Annotated in this window: 5 protein-coding genes; all 5 read right to left on the reverse strand. The window is 65.2% G+C overall.

Annotated elements, in window-relative coordinates; all coding sequences use genetic code 11:
* Positions 1-54: 54 nt before the first annotated feature.
* Complete coding sequence (locus WS51_RS28420; protein ID WP_155773635.1) at positions 55-12543, reverse strand: Ig-like domain-containing protein; 12489 nt, start codon at positions 12541-12543, stop codon at positions 55-57.
* A 426-nt stretch (positions 12544-12969) separates the two neighbouring features.
* On the reverse strand, positions 12970-14205 hold the full coding sequence (locus tag WS51_RS28425) for a tetratricopeptide repeat protein (RefSeq protein ID WP_236872409.1): 1236 nt from the start codon (positions 14203-14205) through the stop codon (positions 12970-12972).
* 191 nt (positions 14206-14396) lie between these two features.
* Complete coding sequence (locus tag WS51_RS28430) at positions 14397-14999, reverse strand: lytic transglycosylase domain-containing protein (RefSeq protein ID WP_155773636.1); 603 nt, start codon at positions 14997-14999, stop codon at positions 14397-14399.
* Positions 15000-15085: 86 nt separating this feature from the next.
* Positions 15086-15865 (reverse strand): TadE/TadG family type IV pilus assembly protein, encoded by a 780-nt coding sequence (locus WS51_RS28435; protein WP_069230191.1) that lies wholly within the window; start codon positions 15863-15865, stop codon positions 15086-15088.
* Positions 15858-16124 (reverse strand): DUF192 domain-containing protein, encoded by a 267-nt coding sequence (locus WS51_RS28440; protein ID WP_335645616.1) that lies wholly within the window; start codon positions 16122-16124, stop codon positions 15858-15860. The genes WS51_RS28435 and WS51_RS28440 overlap by 8 nt, the downstream gene beginning before the upstream one ends.
* Positions 16125-16183: the final 59 nt, after the last annotated feature.

The raw sequence follows: 16183 nt of genomic DNA on the forward strand, positions 1-16183 counted from the left end.
CCGGATCCGCGGGCCGGCATGCCGGCCCGTTCACCCGAGGCACTGCTCCTCCGCTTACATCAGATGCGTGGTCACGCCGTGCTGTACGAGTAGTTCAGCGTTCTGCGCGCTGTTCTCGTAGACCGCGTACGCGACACCATCCACCATCGTCTCGCCGTGCGCGATCCATTCGCCGCCGTGATCGTCGACCGAGCCGGACAGATCGACCACATCGTGCGCGTCGCCCTTCACCATCAGTTGCGTGCGGCCGTCGTCGACGAACAAGTCCTTGCTGCCATGCTGAAGCACGTCACCAAGCGACAACTTCAACGTGTTCGCACCAGAACCTGACAGGTCGATCGCATCGATTGCACCGGGCAGGGAGGGGCTCAACAGCGTCGAGAGGTCGAGCGTCTGGCCACCACCGTCCACGGCGAGCACGCTGTGCTCGCCGTGCGCGGGCACCCCGTTAGCCGCCACCGTCCGCGATTCCTGAGCCGTTACGTCGAGCGAGGCTTCATGCACCTCGCCGGCATTCGCCGCATCGCGCCCTTCATGCAGCGCCGGGCTACCGCCCGCATGCGACGCCACATCGTGCTCGCCGCCAAACAGCGAATCGGTCGACGCCTCCACGTCGTTCGAATACGCCGACCCGGCCTGCGAAGGCTCGATTTCGATCGTTACCTTCGTCGATCGGGCGCTCGGGTTGCCCGCCGCATCGGTTGCCGTGACGGAAATCACATACGACCCATCGGCCAGCGCGGTATCCGGCATGAACGTCCAGTGGCCCGTCGCATCCGCATGCGTGGTGCCGAGTACGCCGCCGTGTTCCGTCATCACCGTGATCGTCGCCCCCGCCTCGGCAAGACCGACGATCTGCGGCCGATGGTCCATCGTCGTCCCGCCGTTCGCGCCGAGCGACCCGGTCACGCCGTCGACGTTCACAATGATGTCCGTGATCGTCGGTTGGTCGGGCGCCGTCGTATCGACCTCGAGCAGGTACGGTTCTGACGGTGCGCCGACGTTGCCGGCCTTGTCGGTCGCCGTCATCGTGATGCGATGCACGCCGTCGTCCATGTCCATTGCCGGCACGATCGACCATTCGCCCGTTGCCGTGGCACGCGCCGAGCCCAGCACGTACTTCTCGCCCTCGTAGTCCGAGTAGAGCATCACGATCGAGCCCGGCTCGGCCTTGCCGCTGAACATCGGCATTGAGTCGTCGGTCAGGCCGACCTTGAACATGTCGCCGGTGGTCGGACCCACGTCGTCCATCAGATGCTCGAGCTTCGGACTGTCTGGCGCAAGCGTATCGACGTGCACGGTGTACGTACCGCTCGTTTCGCTTGAGTTACCGGCCGCATCCCGCGCGATCACGGTAAAAACATGCTCACCGTCGGTCAGGCGTGCGATCGGCGTATACGTCCACGTACCATCCACCGCCGCGATGGTCGAGCCGAGCACGGTCTCGCCGTCGTAGACGGTGACGATCGAGTTGGCCTCCGCCTTGCCGGACAGCGTGGGGGTCTTGTCGTCGGTGTAGGCGCCGTCGGCGATCGTGCCTTGCTGCGCCCCCACGTCGTCGGTCACCGCATCGATCGTCGGTTGCGCCGGCGGCGTGAGATCGACCGTGAGTGTGAACGGCTCCGTTTGCGCACTTTCACCGGACGCGTCCGTCGTCGTCGTTGCCGTGATCGCATGATCGCCCTCCGTGAGCGCCGTCTCGAGCTTCAACGACCACGCACCGTCCGCGCCCGCGATCACCGATCCCGCGACCTTGCCATCCACGTACACCCTCACCAGCGAATCCGGCGTCGCCTTGCCCGTCACTTGTGGGTGTACGTCGTCCGTCGTCTGGCCCGGCTGCAGTGCGCCCGTCACCGTCCCCACATGGTCGACCACCTCGTCGATCGCGATCGATACGCCCGCACCCTTTGTGTCAACCGTGAACTCGGTCGACGCGCTATGTGCACTCGTATTGCCCGCCGCATCGGTCACCGTCGTCGACAGGCTATGATCGCCATCCGTCAGCGCCTCCGTCGGGCGGTAGCGCCACGTGCCGTCGGCATCCACCACCGTCGAGCCGATCGCCTTGTCACCGTCGAAGATCGTCACGACCGCGCCCGGCTCCGCCTTGCCGCTGAACACCGGCGCCGCATCGTCCGTCACGCCGCCTGCCTCGATCTGGCCCGTCACCGCACCCACGTGATCGGTCACCTTCTCGTTCGTTGATACCGCCGGCGGTGTCGTGTCGATAATCAGGTCGAAAGGCGCCGTATGCACGCTTTCGCCGGATGCGTCCGTCGTCGTCGTCGCCGTAATGCCATGGCTACCCTCCGTGAGCGCCGTCGTGATCTTCAACGACCACGTGCCGTCCGCGCCCGCGATCACTGACCCCGCGACCTTGCCGTCCACGTATACCCTCACCAGCGAATCCGGCGTCGCCTTGCCCGTCACCTCCGGATGCACGTCGTCCGTCGTCTGACCTGGCTGTAGCGCGCCCGTCACCGTTCCCACATGATCGATCACCTCGCCGATCGCGATCTCGACGTGGCTCGTGTCCACGGTGAAGCCGATTGACGGACTCCGTTCGCTCATATTGCCCGCCGCATCGGTCACCGTCGTCGACAGGCTGTGATTGCCGTCCGCCAGCACCTCCGTCGGGCGGTAGCGCCACGTGCCGTCGGCATCCACCACCGTCGAGCCGATCGCCTTGTCGCCGTCGAAGATCGTCACGACCGCGCCCGGCTCCGCCTTGCCGCTGAACACCGGCGTCGCATCGTCCGTCACGCCGCCCTCTTCGACCTGCCCCGTCACCGCACCCACGTGATCGGTCACCTTCTCGTTCGTCGATACGTCCGGCGCGGTCGTATCCACCGTCAGCGTGAACGGCTCGGTCGGCTTGCTTTCGCCCGATGCCGGCGTCGTCGACGTCGCCGTGATGTCGTGCGCGCCCTCGGACAGTTCAGGCAGCTTCAGGCTCCACGCTCCGTCGGCATCGGCATACGTCGATCCGGCCGGCTTGCCGTCCACATAAACCGTCACCAGCGAGTTCGGCGTTGCCAGACCGTCCACCACCGGCTGGCGATCGTCCGTGCTCTGGCCGGGCTGCAGTGCGCCCCGTACCAATCCGACGCTGTCCATCACCTCGTGGATTGCAATCACGCCCGCACTTGACGTATCGACCATGAATTCGGTCGTCTCGCTGCGTTCGCTCGTGTTCCCCGCGGGATCGGTCACCGTCGTCGAGAACGCGTGCTTGCCATCGGCGAGCGGCTCGGCCGGATGGAAACGCCATGTCCCGTCCTGCTCCACCACGGTCGAGCCGATCGCCTTGTCACCATCGAAGATCGTCACGATCGCACCCGGCTCCGCCTTGCCGCCATAGGTCGGCGTTGCATCGTCGGTTACCGTGCCGTTCGTGATCGCTCCCGTCAGCGCACCCACGTCGTCGATCAGCGATTGATCCGTCGAGGCAGCGGGCGCCGTCGTGTCCACGATGATCGTGTATGCCCCGGTCTCGACGCTCTTCTCGCCGCCTTCGGTTTCGGCAATCGCCGTCCACCGGTGTTCGCCATCGGCCAGCGGCGCATCGGGGCGGAACCACCAGCGGCCACTCGCGTCCGCCTTGACCGACCCTACCTCGTTGGCGTCGATAAACACGTGCACGATCTGCCCAGCCGGCGCCGTGCCGGTGACCGTCGCCTTCGGGTCGTTCGTCACGCCCGACTGGCCGATGTTGCCGACGTGCGGCTCGACCGCATCGAACACGCCCGAGATCGACGGTGCGGTCGGCACACCGCCCACCAGGACCGTGAAGTCGAAGCCCGCGCTCTGCGCGCTTTCGTTGCCTGGCGCGTCGGTCGCCACCGCCGTCAGGTGATGGTCACCGTCGGTCAGCGGCGCAACGGGCGCATCCGGACGGAACGACCAGTGGCCGCTGGCGTCGGCCCGCGCGCTGCCGATCAGCACCCGCGTGCCGAATACGGTGTCGTAGATCAGCACCAGGCTGTTCTTCTCGGCTGTGCCGTTCACCAGAGGTTGCGCGTCGTCGGTCGTATCGTGTTGGTTCAGCGGTCCGGTCACGTCGCCCACAGCGTCAATCACCTCCATGATCACCGGCGGGTTCGGCGCCGACGTATCGAGATGAAGCGTGAAGCCCTCGCTTGTCTGGCTCGTATTGCCTGCCGCATCGCGCGCAGTCACCGTGAACACGTGTGTACCGTCCGTCAGGGGGCGACTCGGCGTAAACGTCCAGTTGCCGTTCGCATCCGCGAACGTCGAGCCGATTGCGCGGCTCCCGTCGTAGATGGTCACGAGCGAACCGCGCTCCGCATGCCCCTTCAGGGTCGGCGTGGAATCATCCGTATAGCCGTTGTTTTCTACCCGGCCTTGCACCACGCCGACATCGTCATGCACCGAATCGATCGCCGGCCGATCCGGCGCCGTCACGTCTACCGTCAGCTCGAACGGCTCCGTCAGCGCGCTCTCCACCCCGTTCGCCGTCGACGACGCCGCAATCTCGTGCGGCCCCTCCGACAGTGCCACCGGCAGCTTCAGCGACCACCGCCCGTCGGCTCCGGTCTTGAGCGATGTGACGAACTGTCCGTCGACATAGATCTTTACGATCGCGTCGCCGTTCGCCTTGCCCCTGATTTCCGGTTGTTGGTCGTCCGTCGACTGCCCCGACTGCAAAGGCCCCTGCAGCGACCCGACGTGGTCGATCACCTGGTCGATCGCGACCACGACATTGCTCGTATCCACCGTAAACTCGATCGGCTTGCTATGGCCGCTCACGTTGCCGGCCCGGTCTGTCACCGTCGTCGACAGCCTGTGCGCGCCGTCGGCGAGCGGCGCGGTCGGATGGAACGACCACGTGCCGTCAGCGTTCACCACGGTCGAGCCAATCGCTTGGTCACCGTCGTAAATCGTCACCAGCGCACCCGCCTCCGCCTTGCCGCGATACGTCGGTGTCGCATCGTCCGTCGTCGCCCCATTCGCGATCGGGCCGGTCGCGGGGCCGACATCGTCGATCAGCATCTCGCCGGTCGACGCGGACGGCGCAATTGTATCCACCACGATCGGATAGTCGCCCGTCGGTTTGCTGGACTGACCATCGGCGCCTTCCGCCGTAGCGCTGAAGGTATGCTCGCCATCAGGCAAGGGCATCGTCGGACGGTAGGACCACTGGCCGGCAGCCGTCGAGATCGTCGTGCCGACCTCCTTGCCATCGATAAACACGTGCACGATCTGTCCCGGCAGCGCGGTACCTTTCACCGTAGGTTGCGCGTCGTTCGTCGCACCGTTCGGCTCGATGTTGCCCACTTGCGGCTCGACCGCGTCGGTAACACCCGTGATCGACGGCGCGCTCGGCACGCCCTGCAACACCGTGATTTCATAGGCGCCGCTGATCGCGCTCGTGTTGCCGGCCGCGTCAGTCGACTTTGCCAGGAATGCGTGCCTGCCGTTGTCGAGCGACGTGTCGGGACGGAACGACCAGTAGCCGCTGAGGCTGACGTGCACGGATCCCAAGAAGACGTTCGTGCCGTTGACCCGGTCGAAGATCAGCACGGTACTGCCAGGCTCGGCAGTACCGTTCAGCGTCGGACGCCGGTCGTCGGTCGTTTCACCCGGATGCACCGAACCGGTCACATCGCCGAAATTGTCGATCACGTCGGCAATCACGGGCGCGTCAGGCGGCGTCGTGTCGACGTTGACCACGAACGATGGCGAAACGTCGCTCATCGTTCCGCTCGAATCCTTCGACTGCGCGGTCAGATCATGCCGGCCCTCCGCCAACGCATGGGCCCAATCCGGCGTAAAGCTCCAATTGCCCGATGCGTCCGTCATGGTCGAGCCCAGCACCGTGTCGCCATCGCGGATCGTCACGATCGAACCCGGCTTCGCCGTGCCGTACACCGTCGGACGCGTGTCGTTCGTAAACCCACCGTTCGACACCCAGCCGGTTTGCGGCTCGACATCGTCGAAGACATAAGTGATAACGGTCGTGCCCGGATCCGACGTATCGATGTGGATCGTGAACGACTGGCTTGCGTCGCTTTCATTGCCCGCCGCGTCCCTCGCCGTCACCGTGAAATCATGCTCGCCGTCCGCGAGCGGCGTACCCGGCGTGAACGACCAGCCGCCCGCCGCGTTCGCAACGGTCGAGCCGATCGCCTTGCCGCCGTCGTAGATCGTCACTACCGCGCCCGGCTCCGCCGAGCCCCTCAGCGTCGGTGTCGTATCATCCGTCACCCCGTGGTTCGCGATCGGGCCCTGCACCGCACCCACGTCGTCATACGCCGACTCGATCGTCGGCCGATCCGGCGCCGTCACGTCCACCGTCAGCTCGAACGGCTCCGTCAGCGCGCTCTCCACCCCGTTCGCCGTCGACGACGCCGCAATCTCGTGCGGCCCCTCCGACAGCGCCACCGGCAGCTTCAGCGACCATTGCCCGTCGCTGCCCGCCTGCACCGAGCCAACCACCTCTCCGTCCACGTACACCTTCACCAGCGAGCCAGGCTTCGCCTTGCCCGTCACTTCCGGCTGACGGTCGTCCGTCGTCTGCCCCGGCTGCAGCGGACCTTGCACCGTGCCGACGTGATCGATCACCTGGTCCAGCGCAATCGACACCTTGCCGGTGTCCACCGTGAACTCGTGCGAATCCCCTCGCTCGCTCGTGTTCCCCGCCTTGTCCGTCACCGTCGTCGACAGTCGATGCGCACCGTCCGACAGCGGCTCCGACGGCCGGAACGTCCACCGTCCGTCCTGTCCCGCCACCGTCGAGCCGATCGCCTTGTCGCCGTCGTAAATCGTCACCACCGCGCCGGCCTCAGCCTTGCCGCTGTATACCGGCGTTGCGTCGTCCGTCGTCGCCCCGTTCGCGATCGGGCCCGTCACGTTACCAACGTCATCCAGCAGCGTCTCGTCCTTCGACGCATCCGGCGCAATCGTGTCCACCACGATCGAATAGTCGCCCGTCGACGGGCTCATCTTGCCGTCCGGCGACTCGGCCTTCGCGCTGAATGCGTGCTCGCCTTCGGCCAGCGGCGTCTCCGGGCGATACGACCAGCGGCCGTTGTCCCCAGCGATGACGATCCCCACCTCCTTGCCGTCCACGAACACGTGCACGGTGTGGCCCGGCTGCGCCGTGCCGCTCACCGTCGGCCGCGTGTCGTTCGTCTCGCCGTTCGGCGCGACGTTACCCACCTGTGGCTCGACCGCGTCGAACACGCCCGTGATCGACGGCGCGCTCGGCACCCCGCCCACCTGCAGCGTGAAATCGAAGCCGTCGCTCGGCTCGCTTTCATTGCCAGCGGCATCCTTCGCGATCACCGACAGCGTGTGCGTCCCTTCCGGTAACGACGAAGCGGGCCGGAACGACCAGTGGCCGTCCACATCCGCCCGCGTGCTGCCCAGCAGTACCTTCGTGCCGTTCGCGACGTCATAGATCATGACAATGCTGTTCTGCTCGGCCGTGCCTCGCAGCGTAGGCTGCGTATCGTCGGTCGTATCGTGCGGATGCAGCGGCCCGGTCTCGTTGCCGACGTTGTCAATCACTTCCACAATCGACGGTCTGGCCGGCGCCGACGTATCGACGGTGACGTTGAACGACTGGCTTGCGTCGCTTTCATTGCCCGCCGCGTCCCGCGCCGTCACCGTGAAATCATGTTCGCCGTCCGCGAGCGGCGTACCCGGCGTGAACGACCAGCCGCCCGCCGCGTTCGCAACGGTCGAGCCGATCGCCTTGCCGCCGTCGTAGATCGTCACTACCGCGCCCGGCTCCGCCGAGCCCCTTAGCGTCGGTGTCGTATCATCCGTCACCCCGTGGTTCGCGATCGGGCCCTGCACCGCACCCACGTCGTCATACGCCGACTCGATCGTCGGCCGATCCGGCGCCGTCACGTCCACCGTCAGCTCGAACGGCTCCGTCAGCGCGCTCTCCACCCCGTTCGCCGTCGACGACGCCGCAATCTCGTGCGGCCCCTCCGACAGCGCCACCGGCAGCTTCAGCGACCATTGCCCGTCGCTGCCCGCCTGCACCGAGCCAACCACCTCTCCGTCCACGTACACCTTCACCAGCGAGCCAGGCTTCGCCTTGCCCGTCACTTCCGGCTGACGGTCGTCCGTCGTCTGCCCCGGCTGCAGCGGACCTTGCACCGTGCCGACGTGATCGATCACCTGGTCCAGCGCAATCGACACCTTGCCGGTGTCCACCGTGAACTCGTGCGAATCCCCTCGCTCGCTCGTGTTCCCCGCCTTGTCCGTCACCGTCGTCGACAGTCGATGCGCACCGTCCGACAGCGGCTCCGACGGCCGGAACGTCCACCGTCCGTCCTGTCCCGCCACCGTCGAGCCGATCGCCTTGTCGCCGTCGTAAATCGTCACCACCGCGCCGGCCTCAGCCTTGCCGCTGTATACCGGCGTTGCGTCGTCCGTCGTCGCCCCGTTCGCGATCGGGCCCGTCACGTTACCAACGTCATCCAGCAGCGTCTCGTCCTTCGACGCATCCGGCGCAATCGTGTCCACCACGATCGAATAGTCGCCCGTCGACGGGCTCATCTTGCCGTCCGGCGACTCGGCCTTCGCGCTGAATGCGTGCTCGCCTTCGGCCAGCGGCGTCTCCGGGCGATACGACCAGCGGCCGTTGTCCCCAGCGATGACGATCCCCACCTCCTTGCCGTCCACGAACACGTGCACGGTGTGGCCCGGCTGCGCCGTGCCGCTCACCGTCGGCCGCGTGTCGTTCGTCTCGCCGTTCGGCGCGACGTTACCCACCTGTGGCTCGACCGCGTCGAACACGCCCGTGATCGACGGCGCGCTCGGCACCCCGCCCACCTGCAGCGTGAAATCGAAGCCGTCGCTCGGCTCGCTTTCATTGCCAGCGGCATCCTTCGCGATCACCGACAGCGTGTGCGTCCCTTCCGGTAACGACGAAGCGGGCCGGAACGACCAGTGGCCGTCCACATCCGCCCGCGTGCTGCCCAGCAGTACCTTCGTGCCGTTCGCGACGTCATAGATCATGACAATGCTGTTCTGCTCGGCCGTGCCTCGCAGCGTAGGCTGCGTATCGTCGGTCGTATCGTGCGGATGCAGCGGCCCGGTCTCGTTGCCGACGTTGTCGATGACTTCCTCGAGCGACGGCTTGCCCGGCGGCGTCAAATCGATGTTCAACTCGTACGGCTGCGACGGCGCGCTTTGCGCGCCAGCCGCGTCCTTCGACTGCGCAGTCAGCGCATGCTTGCCCTCCGTCAGCGCATGGGCCGAGTCCGGCGTGAAGCTCCACTTGCCCGACGCGTCCGTCATGGTCGAACCCAGCACCGTGTTGCCATCGCGGATCGTCACGATCGAACCCGGCTTCGCCGTGCCATGCAGCGTCGGACGCGTGTCGTTCGTGAATCCGCCGTTCGATACCGAGCCGGTTTGCGGCAACTGGTCGTCGAAGGCGTCCGTAATGACGACCGTGCCAGGCCCTGAGGTATCGACCTTTATCGCGTAGACCTCGCTTGCGCCGCTCTCGTTGCCCGCCGCGTCCCGCGCCGTCACCGTGAAATCATGTTCGCCGTCCGCGAGCGGCGTACCCGGCGTGAACGACCAGCCGCCCGCCGCGTTCGCAACGGTCGAGCCGATCGCCTTGCCGCCGTCGTAGATCGTCACTACCGCGCCCGGCTCCGCCGAGCCCCTTAGCGTCGGTGTCGTATCATCCGTCACCCCGTGGTTCGCGATCGGGCCCTGCACCGCACCCACGTCGTCATACGCCGACTCGATCGTCGGCCGATCCGGCGCCGTCACGTCCACCGTCAGCTCGAACGGCTCCGTCAGCGCGCTCTCCACCCCGTTCGCCGTCGACGACGCCGCAATCTCGTGCGGCCCCTCCGACAGCGCCACCGGCAGCTTCAGCGACCATTGCCCGTCGCTGCCCGCCTGCACCGAGCCAACCACCTCTCCGTCCACGTACACCTTCACCAGCGAGCCAGGCTTCGCCTTGCCCGTCACTTCCGGCTGACGGTCGTCCGTCGTCTGCCCCGGCTGCAGCGGACCTTGCACCGTGCCGACGTGATCGATCACCTGGTCCAGCGCAATCGACACCTTGCCGGTGTCCACCGTGAACTCGTGCGAATCCCCTCGCTCGCTCGTGTTCCCCGCCTTGTCCGTCACCGTCGTCGACAGTCGATGCGCACCGTCCGACAGCGGCTCCGACGGCCGGAACGTCCACCGTCCGTCCTGTCCCGCCACCGTCGAGCCGATCGCCTTGTCGCCGTCGTAAATCGTCACCACCGCGCCGGCCTCAGCCTTGCCGCTGTATACCGGCGTTGCGTCGTCCGTCGTCGCCCCGTTCGCGATCGGGCCCGTCACGTTACCAACGTCATCCAGCAGCGTCTCGTCCTTCGACGCATCCGGCGCAACCGTGTCCACCACGATCGAATAGTCGCCCGTCGACGGGGTCACCTTGCCATCCGCCGTTTGCGCGGAGGCCGAGAAGCTGTGCGAGCCCTCCGTAAGCGGCGTCTCAGGCCGGTAGTTCCAGCGGCCGAATCCATCAGCTGTCACGCTCGCGACGATCTTGCCGTCGACGAAGATGCGCACGATGCTGTTGGCAGGCGCGGTACCCGTTACGGTCGGTTGCGCGTCGTTCGTAACCCCGTACTTCTCGACGTTGCCGATTTGCGGTTCGACCGCGTCGAACACGCCCGTGATCGACGGCGTAACCGGCACGCCTCCGATCTGCAGCGTAAAGTCGAAGCCGTCGCTGAGCTCGCTCTCATTACCCGCAGCGTCGCGCGCGATCGCGCTCAGTTCGTGGTCGCCCTCCGGCAGCGGCGATGGCGGCCGGAACGACCAATGGCCGTCCGCATCTGCGCGCACACTGCCGAGCAACACCTGTTTGCCGAAGACCGTGTCGTAGATCAGCACGACACTCTGTGCTTCAGCGCTCCCCTTGATTTCCGGCCGCGCGTCGTCGGTTGTATCGTGCGGCTCCAACGGCCCGGTCACGTCACCGGTGTTGTCGATCACGTCCGTGATAGTCGGCTTGGCCGGTGGCGTGGTGTCGACGTCGATCGTAAACGGGTCGCTCGCTTGGCTCGTGTTGCCCGCCTTGTCCTCTGCGCGCACCGTCAGTACGTGCTCACCGTCCGCGAGCGGCTGGCTCGGAGTGAATGACCAATGTCCCTCCTGGTCGGCAACGGTTGAGCCGAGCTTCGTGTCACCGTCGTAGATCGTCACGATCGAACCCGCTTCGGCATTACCCGACAGCGCCGGATTCGGATCGTCAGTCGAGCTATGATTGTCCAGCGCCCCCTGAATCGGTCCGACATGATCGACGACCTCGCCGATCGTCGGTTGCTCGGGTGGCGTCGTATCGACGGCAATCTCGTATGCACGCGAAGGCGCACTCTCGCGGCCCAAGCGGTCCACCGCCTTCGCGGTGAGACTGTGATTGCCGTCCGCGAGCGATTCGGGTACCCGGAATGACCAGGTCCCGCTGTCGCCGATAGCAACGCTGCCGATCGGCGTCGTGCCGCCGTTGTCGTAAATGTAGATAATCGACCCGATCTTGCCGCGCCCTTCGATCGTCGGCCTATCGTCATTCGTCACGTCCTGGCGGTTGACGATGCCGACGTGCGGATCGGCGTTATCGATCACGCGGTCGATCAGCGGACGGCTTGGCGGCGACGTGTCGACCGTGAGCGAATAATCGATCGAATCGCTGGCACGACCGGATGCATCGATCTCGACGATCGAGAACGTATAGTTTCCGTTGGAGAGCGGTTCGCTGAGCGAAAGCGACCATGTGCCGTCCGCGCCGACGGTGGTCCGGCCAACGATTTCGTTACCGAACCGGATTTCGATCGTATCGCCGGCCGTCTGCCCAGTGCCTTTGAATACCGGGGTCTCGTCATCCGTATACCCCCCGTCTGGAATCGACTTCAACTCGGCGCCATTGTCGTCGTAGACCCCGGTAAGGGACGGTGCAGCGGGCGGAGCAGGCTGGTCCTCCTGTTTCAATTCCGGCTGATCTCCGCTCGAGCGCCCGCCCGCGCTGGCCGCGATTCCGCCCGCAAACGCCGCCACCGGCACGGCAAATACCGCGCCTAGCGCGCCCAGCGTGCCGAGACCAAGCGATCCAGCCCCATGCACAGCCGCCATCGTTTCGGCAAAGCCCGGCACCAGACCGGACTGGCTCAGTCCGACCGGCGCATCCACGTTCGCGGTGAGCGCACCCAGTTCCGCTCCCCCATCCGCGCTCGAGGAAACGACGTAGTCGTAGTACTGGCCACCCTCTGCTTCGCCGACCAGCTGGCTGCTCGATCCATAGTAATCCTCGATGATGACCTGCGGCTCGTCCGCGCTCGCACCATCCAGGCCAATATGCAGATCCTTACCGATGCGTTTGACCGTGACACGCCGGGGTGCCAGCCCGGTCGATTCGTCGATCAGCACGTATTTTCCGTTGGGAACCGCTTCGAGGACCTTTGGTGCCCCCGCCACACCAGGATTCAGTTCGACGGTTTTATTGATCGCCTTGCCGCTGACGACGGCGAGTTTGATAACACGAGTACTCACAAGCGCTTCCTTGTTTTATTGTTTGCCAATGAATTGAAAAAAGACGCAAACGGCATTCGTTCCGCTTCCCCAGCGAAGACACAACCATCCACGTCTAAAACAACAGTCAATTCTTGCCATGAACCCGACTGCCATCAAGCTGACTCGTCAGAAAATCAAATATTTTTATAGATTACCTTGCACCTCAATAAATTACCAAGCTATCCTACATTTATTCCTCAAAATCCCAAGAAAAATCTTAATTTTTCAATTCACGAAATACGAAACACGGTAAATCAAATCTCCCCGTTATTATCCTGAAAGAACTTCCCCGATCCCGATCTTCTCGTGAATATCTCGGAATAAGAGCATGAAAAAAGCCGACGCGTCATGCAATGACGGCCGGCTGTCGAATCACGGCCGCCGCGACGGCCTGAGCAAATTTTCCTATACGGGTTCGGACGCGCCCGCGCGCATCACGTCGATGCGCAACTCGCCCTTCTCGAATGCATCGATCAGGAAGAACGGCAAATCGAGCGACCAATGCCCGTCGCGTATGATCGCGTCGTAGCGAAGCGGCCCGTCTGCCCCGCAGGTCATGATGACGGGCTGCGTTTCACCGTCGCCACGCGCGCTCGGGCCACCGATTCGCCGGTAGCTTGCATTGCTGCCCACATGAAATTCGGCCGTGCGCCAACGCACGGGAGGATGCGGAGGAAACGGCCGGGCGTCGTGAAAACCAAACAGTTCATCGTGGTTCAGCACGCTGTCGCGAATCGTCGGCCAAAGGACTTCACGCAGAAAGTGCTGGTCGGTAAAGCGGCGCTCATCCGGATGTTGCCGTACATAGTCGGCCATCAGCTGGGCCACGGGCGGGAACACGCCACCGCATCCTGCCCACATGCCGGCGAGCAACAGCTCCGTGTGCGTGAAGTAGTCGCGCATGTGATGAAACCAGCGGTCGCTGCCGATCCATGCGGCAATCGCCGATGTCTCACGCTCGGACAGCAGCGCGTCGGCATCGCGCACCATGAAGCGAGTCACGGACGGATCGTCGAGCACGAGAAAGCGCCACATCGTGCCCGGTATTGCACGGCGGGTCACGGCGTCGACGGTCACCACCTGCGCCCCTCCATCGCGTAGACGCGTTCGTACGTGATCAGGCACCGTGTCGTCGAGGTACACGCGACAGATCCAGCCCGGGAACAACTCCGCCGCCGTTCGTACGTTCATCACGGCCGACTCGCCGTAGCGCGGATCGGCACCGTATAAACTGTAGGCGATCACGTTGCGAGCAGGTTCGCTCGCATCGAAGGGCGGCGGCGGTGCAACGGGCACCGCCCAGCGACGATTGACAGAAAAACGGGCATCCGCGGCCGCGAGCGACCGATATCCGTAATGACGCAGCTCATCGGGCTTCTGCAACCAACCACATACCTCGGCCAATCCGTCTATCCAGGTCGGAGAGACGAGGTTCTGTCGCGTCGGCGGCAGCGCCTCGATGCCTCGATAGACGCGGTAGGCCGCATCATGGCGCCCTTCGCGCATCAGGCACAGTGCGTAATCGCCCAGCACGGTCGGGTTGCCCGGCGCAATCGCGAGCGCGCGCTCGGCGAGACGGCGCGCCGCGCCGTAATGGCATGCGGCCATCGCCGCACGAAATTCGTTGGCCAGCGCATGCATGCGCTTTTCGGCCGCGACGGGGACGCTTGCAGCCCGCGGGCCGCGTCCATAAGGAATAGAGTATCTTCTGCTCATTGCACGAATCGAATGACTGGTCGTGGTCTCCGTTACGCCGCATACGCGACTGGAAATGGATGCTTGCGGCAGTATCTCCGCTCGCAACGCACGAACCAATCTGACTAGTCAGATTTTCACTGCACCGCCTGCGTCAACGCCTCGTCTGCGTACGCATAGCGTGCATACAGGCCATTGACCCTCACGACGTAGCGTCTCGTTTCGTCGTAGGGCGGGATGCGGCCGCCGTAGCGATCGACGGCCCCCGCGCCCGCATTGAAGGCGGCCAGCGCGAGATCGCGCGAGCCATAACGTTGCAGCAGGTCGCCCAGAAAACGGGCACCGGCCACAATGTTCTGCCGCGCATCGAACAGATCGGTCGCGCCGTATTCCGCGCCCGTGGCCGGCATCAACTGCATCAGGCCGGTCGCGCCCTTGGGTGAAACTGCGCGCCGATCGCCCGCCGATTCGGCGTGGATGACCGCCATCAACAATGCCGCGTCCAGCCGAAACGCGTGCGCGATCTCCGCCACGAGCGGCGCCAGGGCCAACATGCGCCGGTGTGCGTAAGCCGTCACCATCGTCCTCGGCTGCGCGCCGGCGACCGCGAACGTAAGCACCACGCCGCGTCGCGCGGCAGTGCCCGGCGCCGCCGACATTCGCGCTCCGCCGAAGATCATCGCTACGCCGTGCGCCCTTACGTCGCCGGCGGCAGCCGCCGGCGGAGCCACGGCGATCATCGCAACCGCCACGCAGCCCCGACACAGCGCACCGACCGGCCGCGCACCCTGCCTATGCGGGAGAAGCCGCCATGCATGCGGCGCGCTCATCGATCCATGACCTGTCCGACCGCACCGCGATAGGCCGACTGCATCCGCACGACGACTTCCGACTCCAATGCGATCGGCCAGCGCCCCGTCGCGCGCCCGTCCTCAAGCTTGCGCCTGCACATGAAGTCCGGCGTGACAGGCGCACCGTACGGATCCTGGTTCGAATCGACGGGCTCGGTCGGTGACAGGCCGTCGCGCGACACCGCTCCGATCCCGTTGACCGCGTAATACACAGCGCGATTCACGAACGGCACGACCATGTCATAGCAGTAGTGCACGCGAATCTTCAGCAGGTTGGCGTCTTGGATGTCTGCGCCCGACGCGCGGCCGATTTCCGTCCGGCGATAGCGCAGCAGATCGTTCGGAATTTCAACGACCGTCTTGCGCGTCTGCGGGTCGTAGCGGGCCTGTCCGAAATCGTCTAGTTGCGCGCGCGTCGGATTGACAATCGCGATCCGCGCATGCGCCAGCACATCCTCCCTGGCGCGCGCGAGCGCATTTTCAGCACCTTCAGCGCTCGCTTCGTGTGAGTAAAGGGGCGCAAGGCCGCGCGCGAGCGCGCGTTGCATCGGCGCGAGTTCGGCATGGTTGACCGCGCCCTCGCGCGCGGCTTCCAACGCCGCCGAATCAAGCGTCGCCTTGGCTTGATACATCAATGCGTATTGCAGCAGGCCGAAGCAGAAGAACAACAATACCGGTGCAACGATCACGAACTCGACGAGCGACTGACCGCGCTCACGCGCACGTTTAAGACGAATCGCCATCGCGTCACGCATCCCACTCTAGGTCCATGCCGACGCCGACCCCATGACGTGCGGCGGCACCGGACGCCATCTCGAGCGTCTTCGCGCCGCGCCAGTGCATCAGGATGCGGCCCGCGCGCACTCCACGATGGACGGCGACGACCCGGTTTGTCCGGCTCACGAACAACACGTCGATCGCAAAGCGCATCCCGAAGGTATGCACGGCCGCGCATCGCGCAAGCAGCAATGCTTCGTCGGCGCCGAGCGCATCGCGCCCCAGCAGGCCCTGCATACGCTCGCGCGCCGATTCCGTAACCGCCACGCGCACGCTGGTTACTCGGCCTCCCACGA

It is taken from the genome of Burkholderia territorii (genome assembly GCF_001718335.1).
Taxonomy (GTDB): domain Bacteria; phylum Pseudomonadota; class Gammaproteobacteria; order Burkholderiales; family Burkholderiaceae; genus Burkholderia; species Burkholderia territorii.

Bases quoted from the DNA above. Each gene is read 5' to 3' on its own strand.
- WS51_RS28425 (WP_236872409.1), bottom strand. From the start codon at position 14,205: ATGCATGCGCTGGCCAACGAATTTCGTGCGGCGATGGCCGCATGCCAT.
- WS51_RS28430 (WP_155773636.1), bottom strand. From the start codon at position 14,999: ATGATCGCCGTGGCTCCGCCGGCGGCTGCCGCCGGCGACGTAAGGGCG.
- WS51_RS28440 (WP_335645616.1), bottom strand. From the start codon at position 16,124: ATGCAGGGCCTGCTGGGGCGCGATGCGCTCGGCGCCGACGAAGCATTG.
- WS51_RS28435 (WP_069230191.1), bottom strand. From the start codon at position 15,865: ATGCGTGACGCGATGGCGATTCGTCTTAAACGTGCGCGTGAGCGCGGT.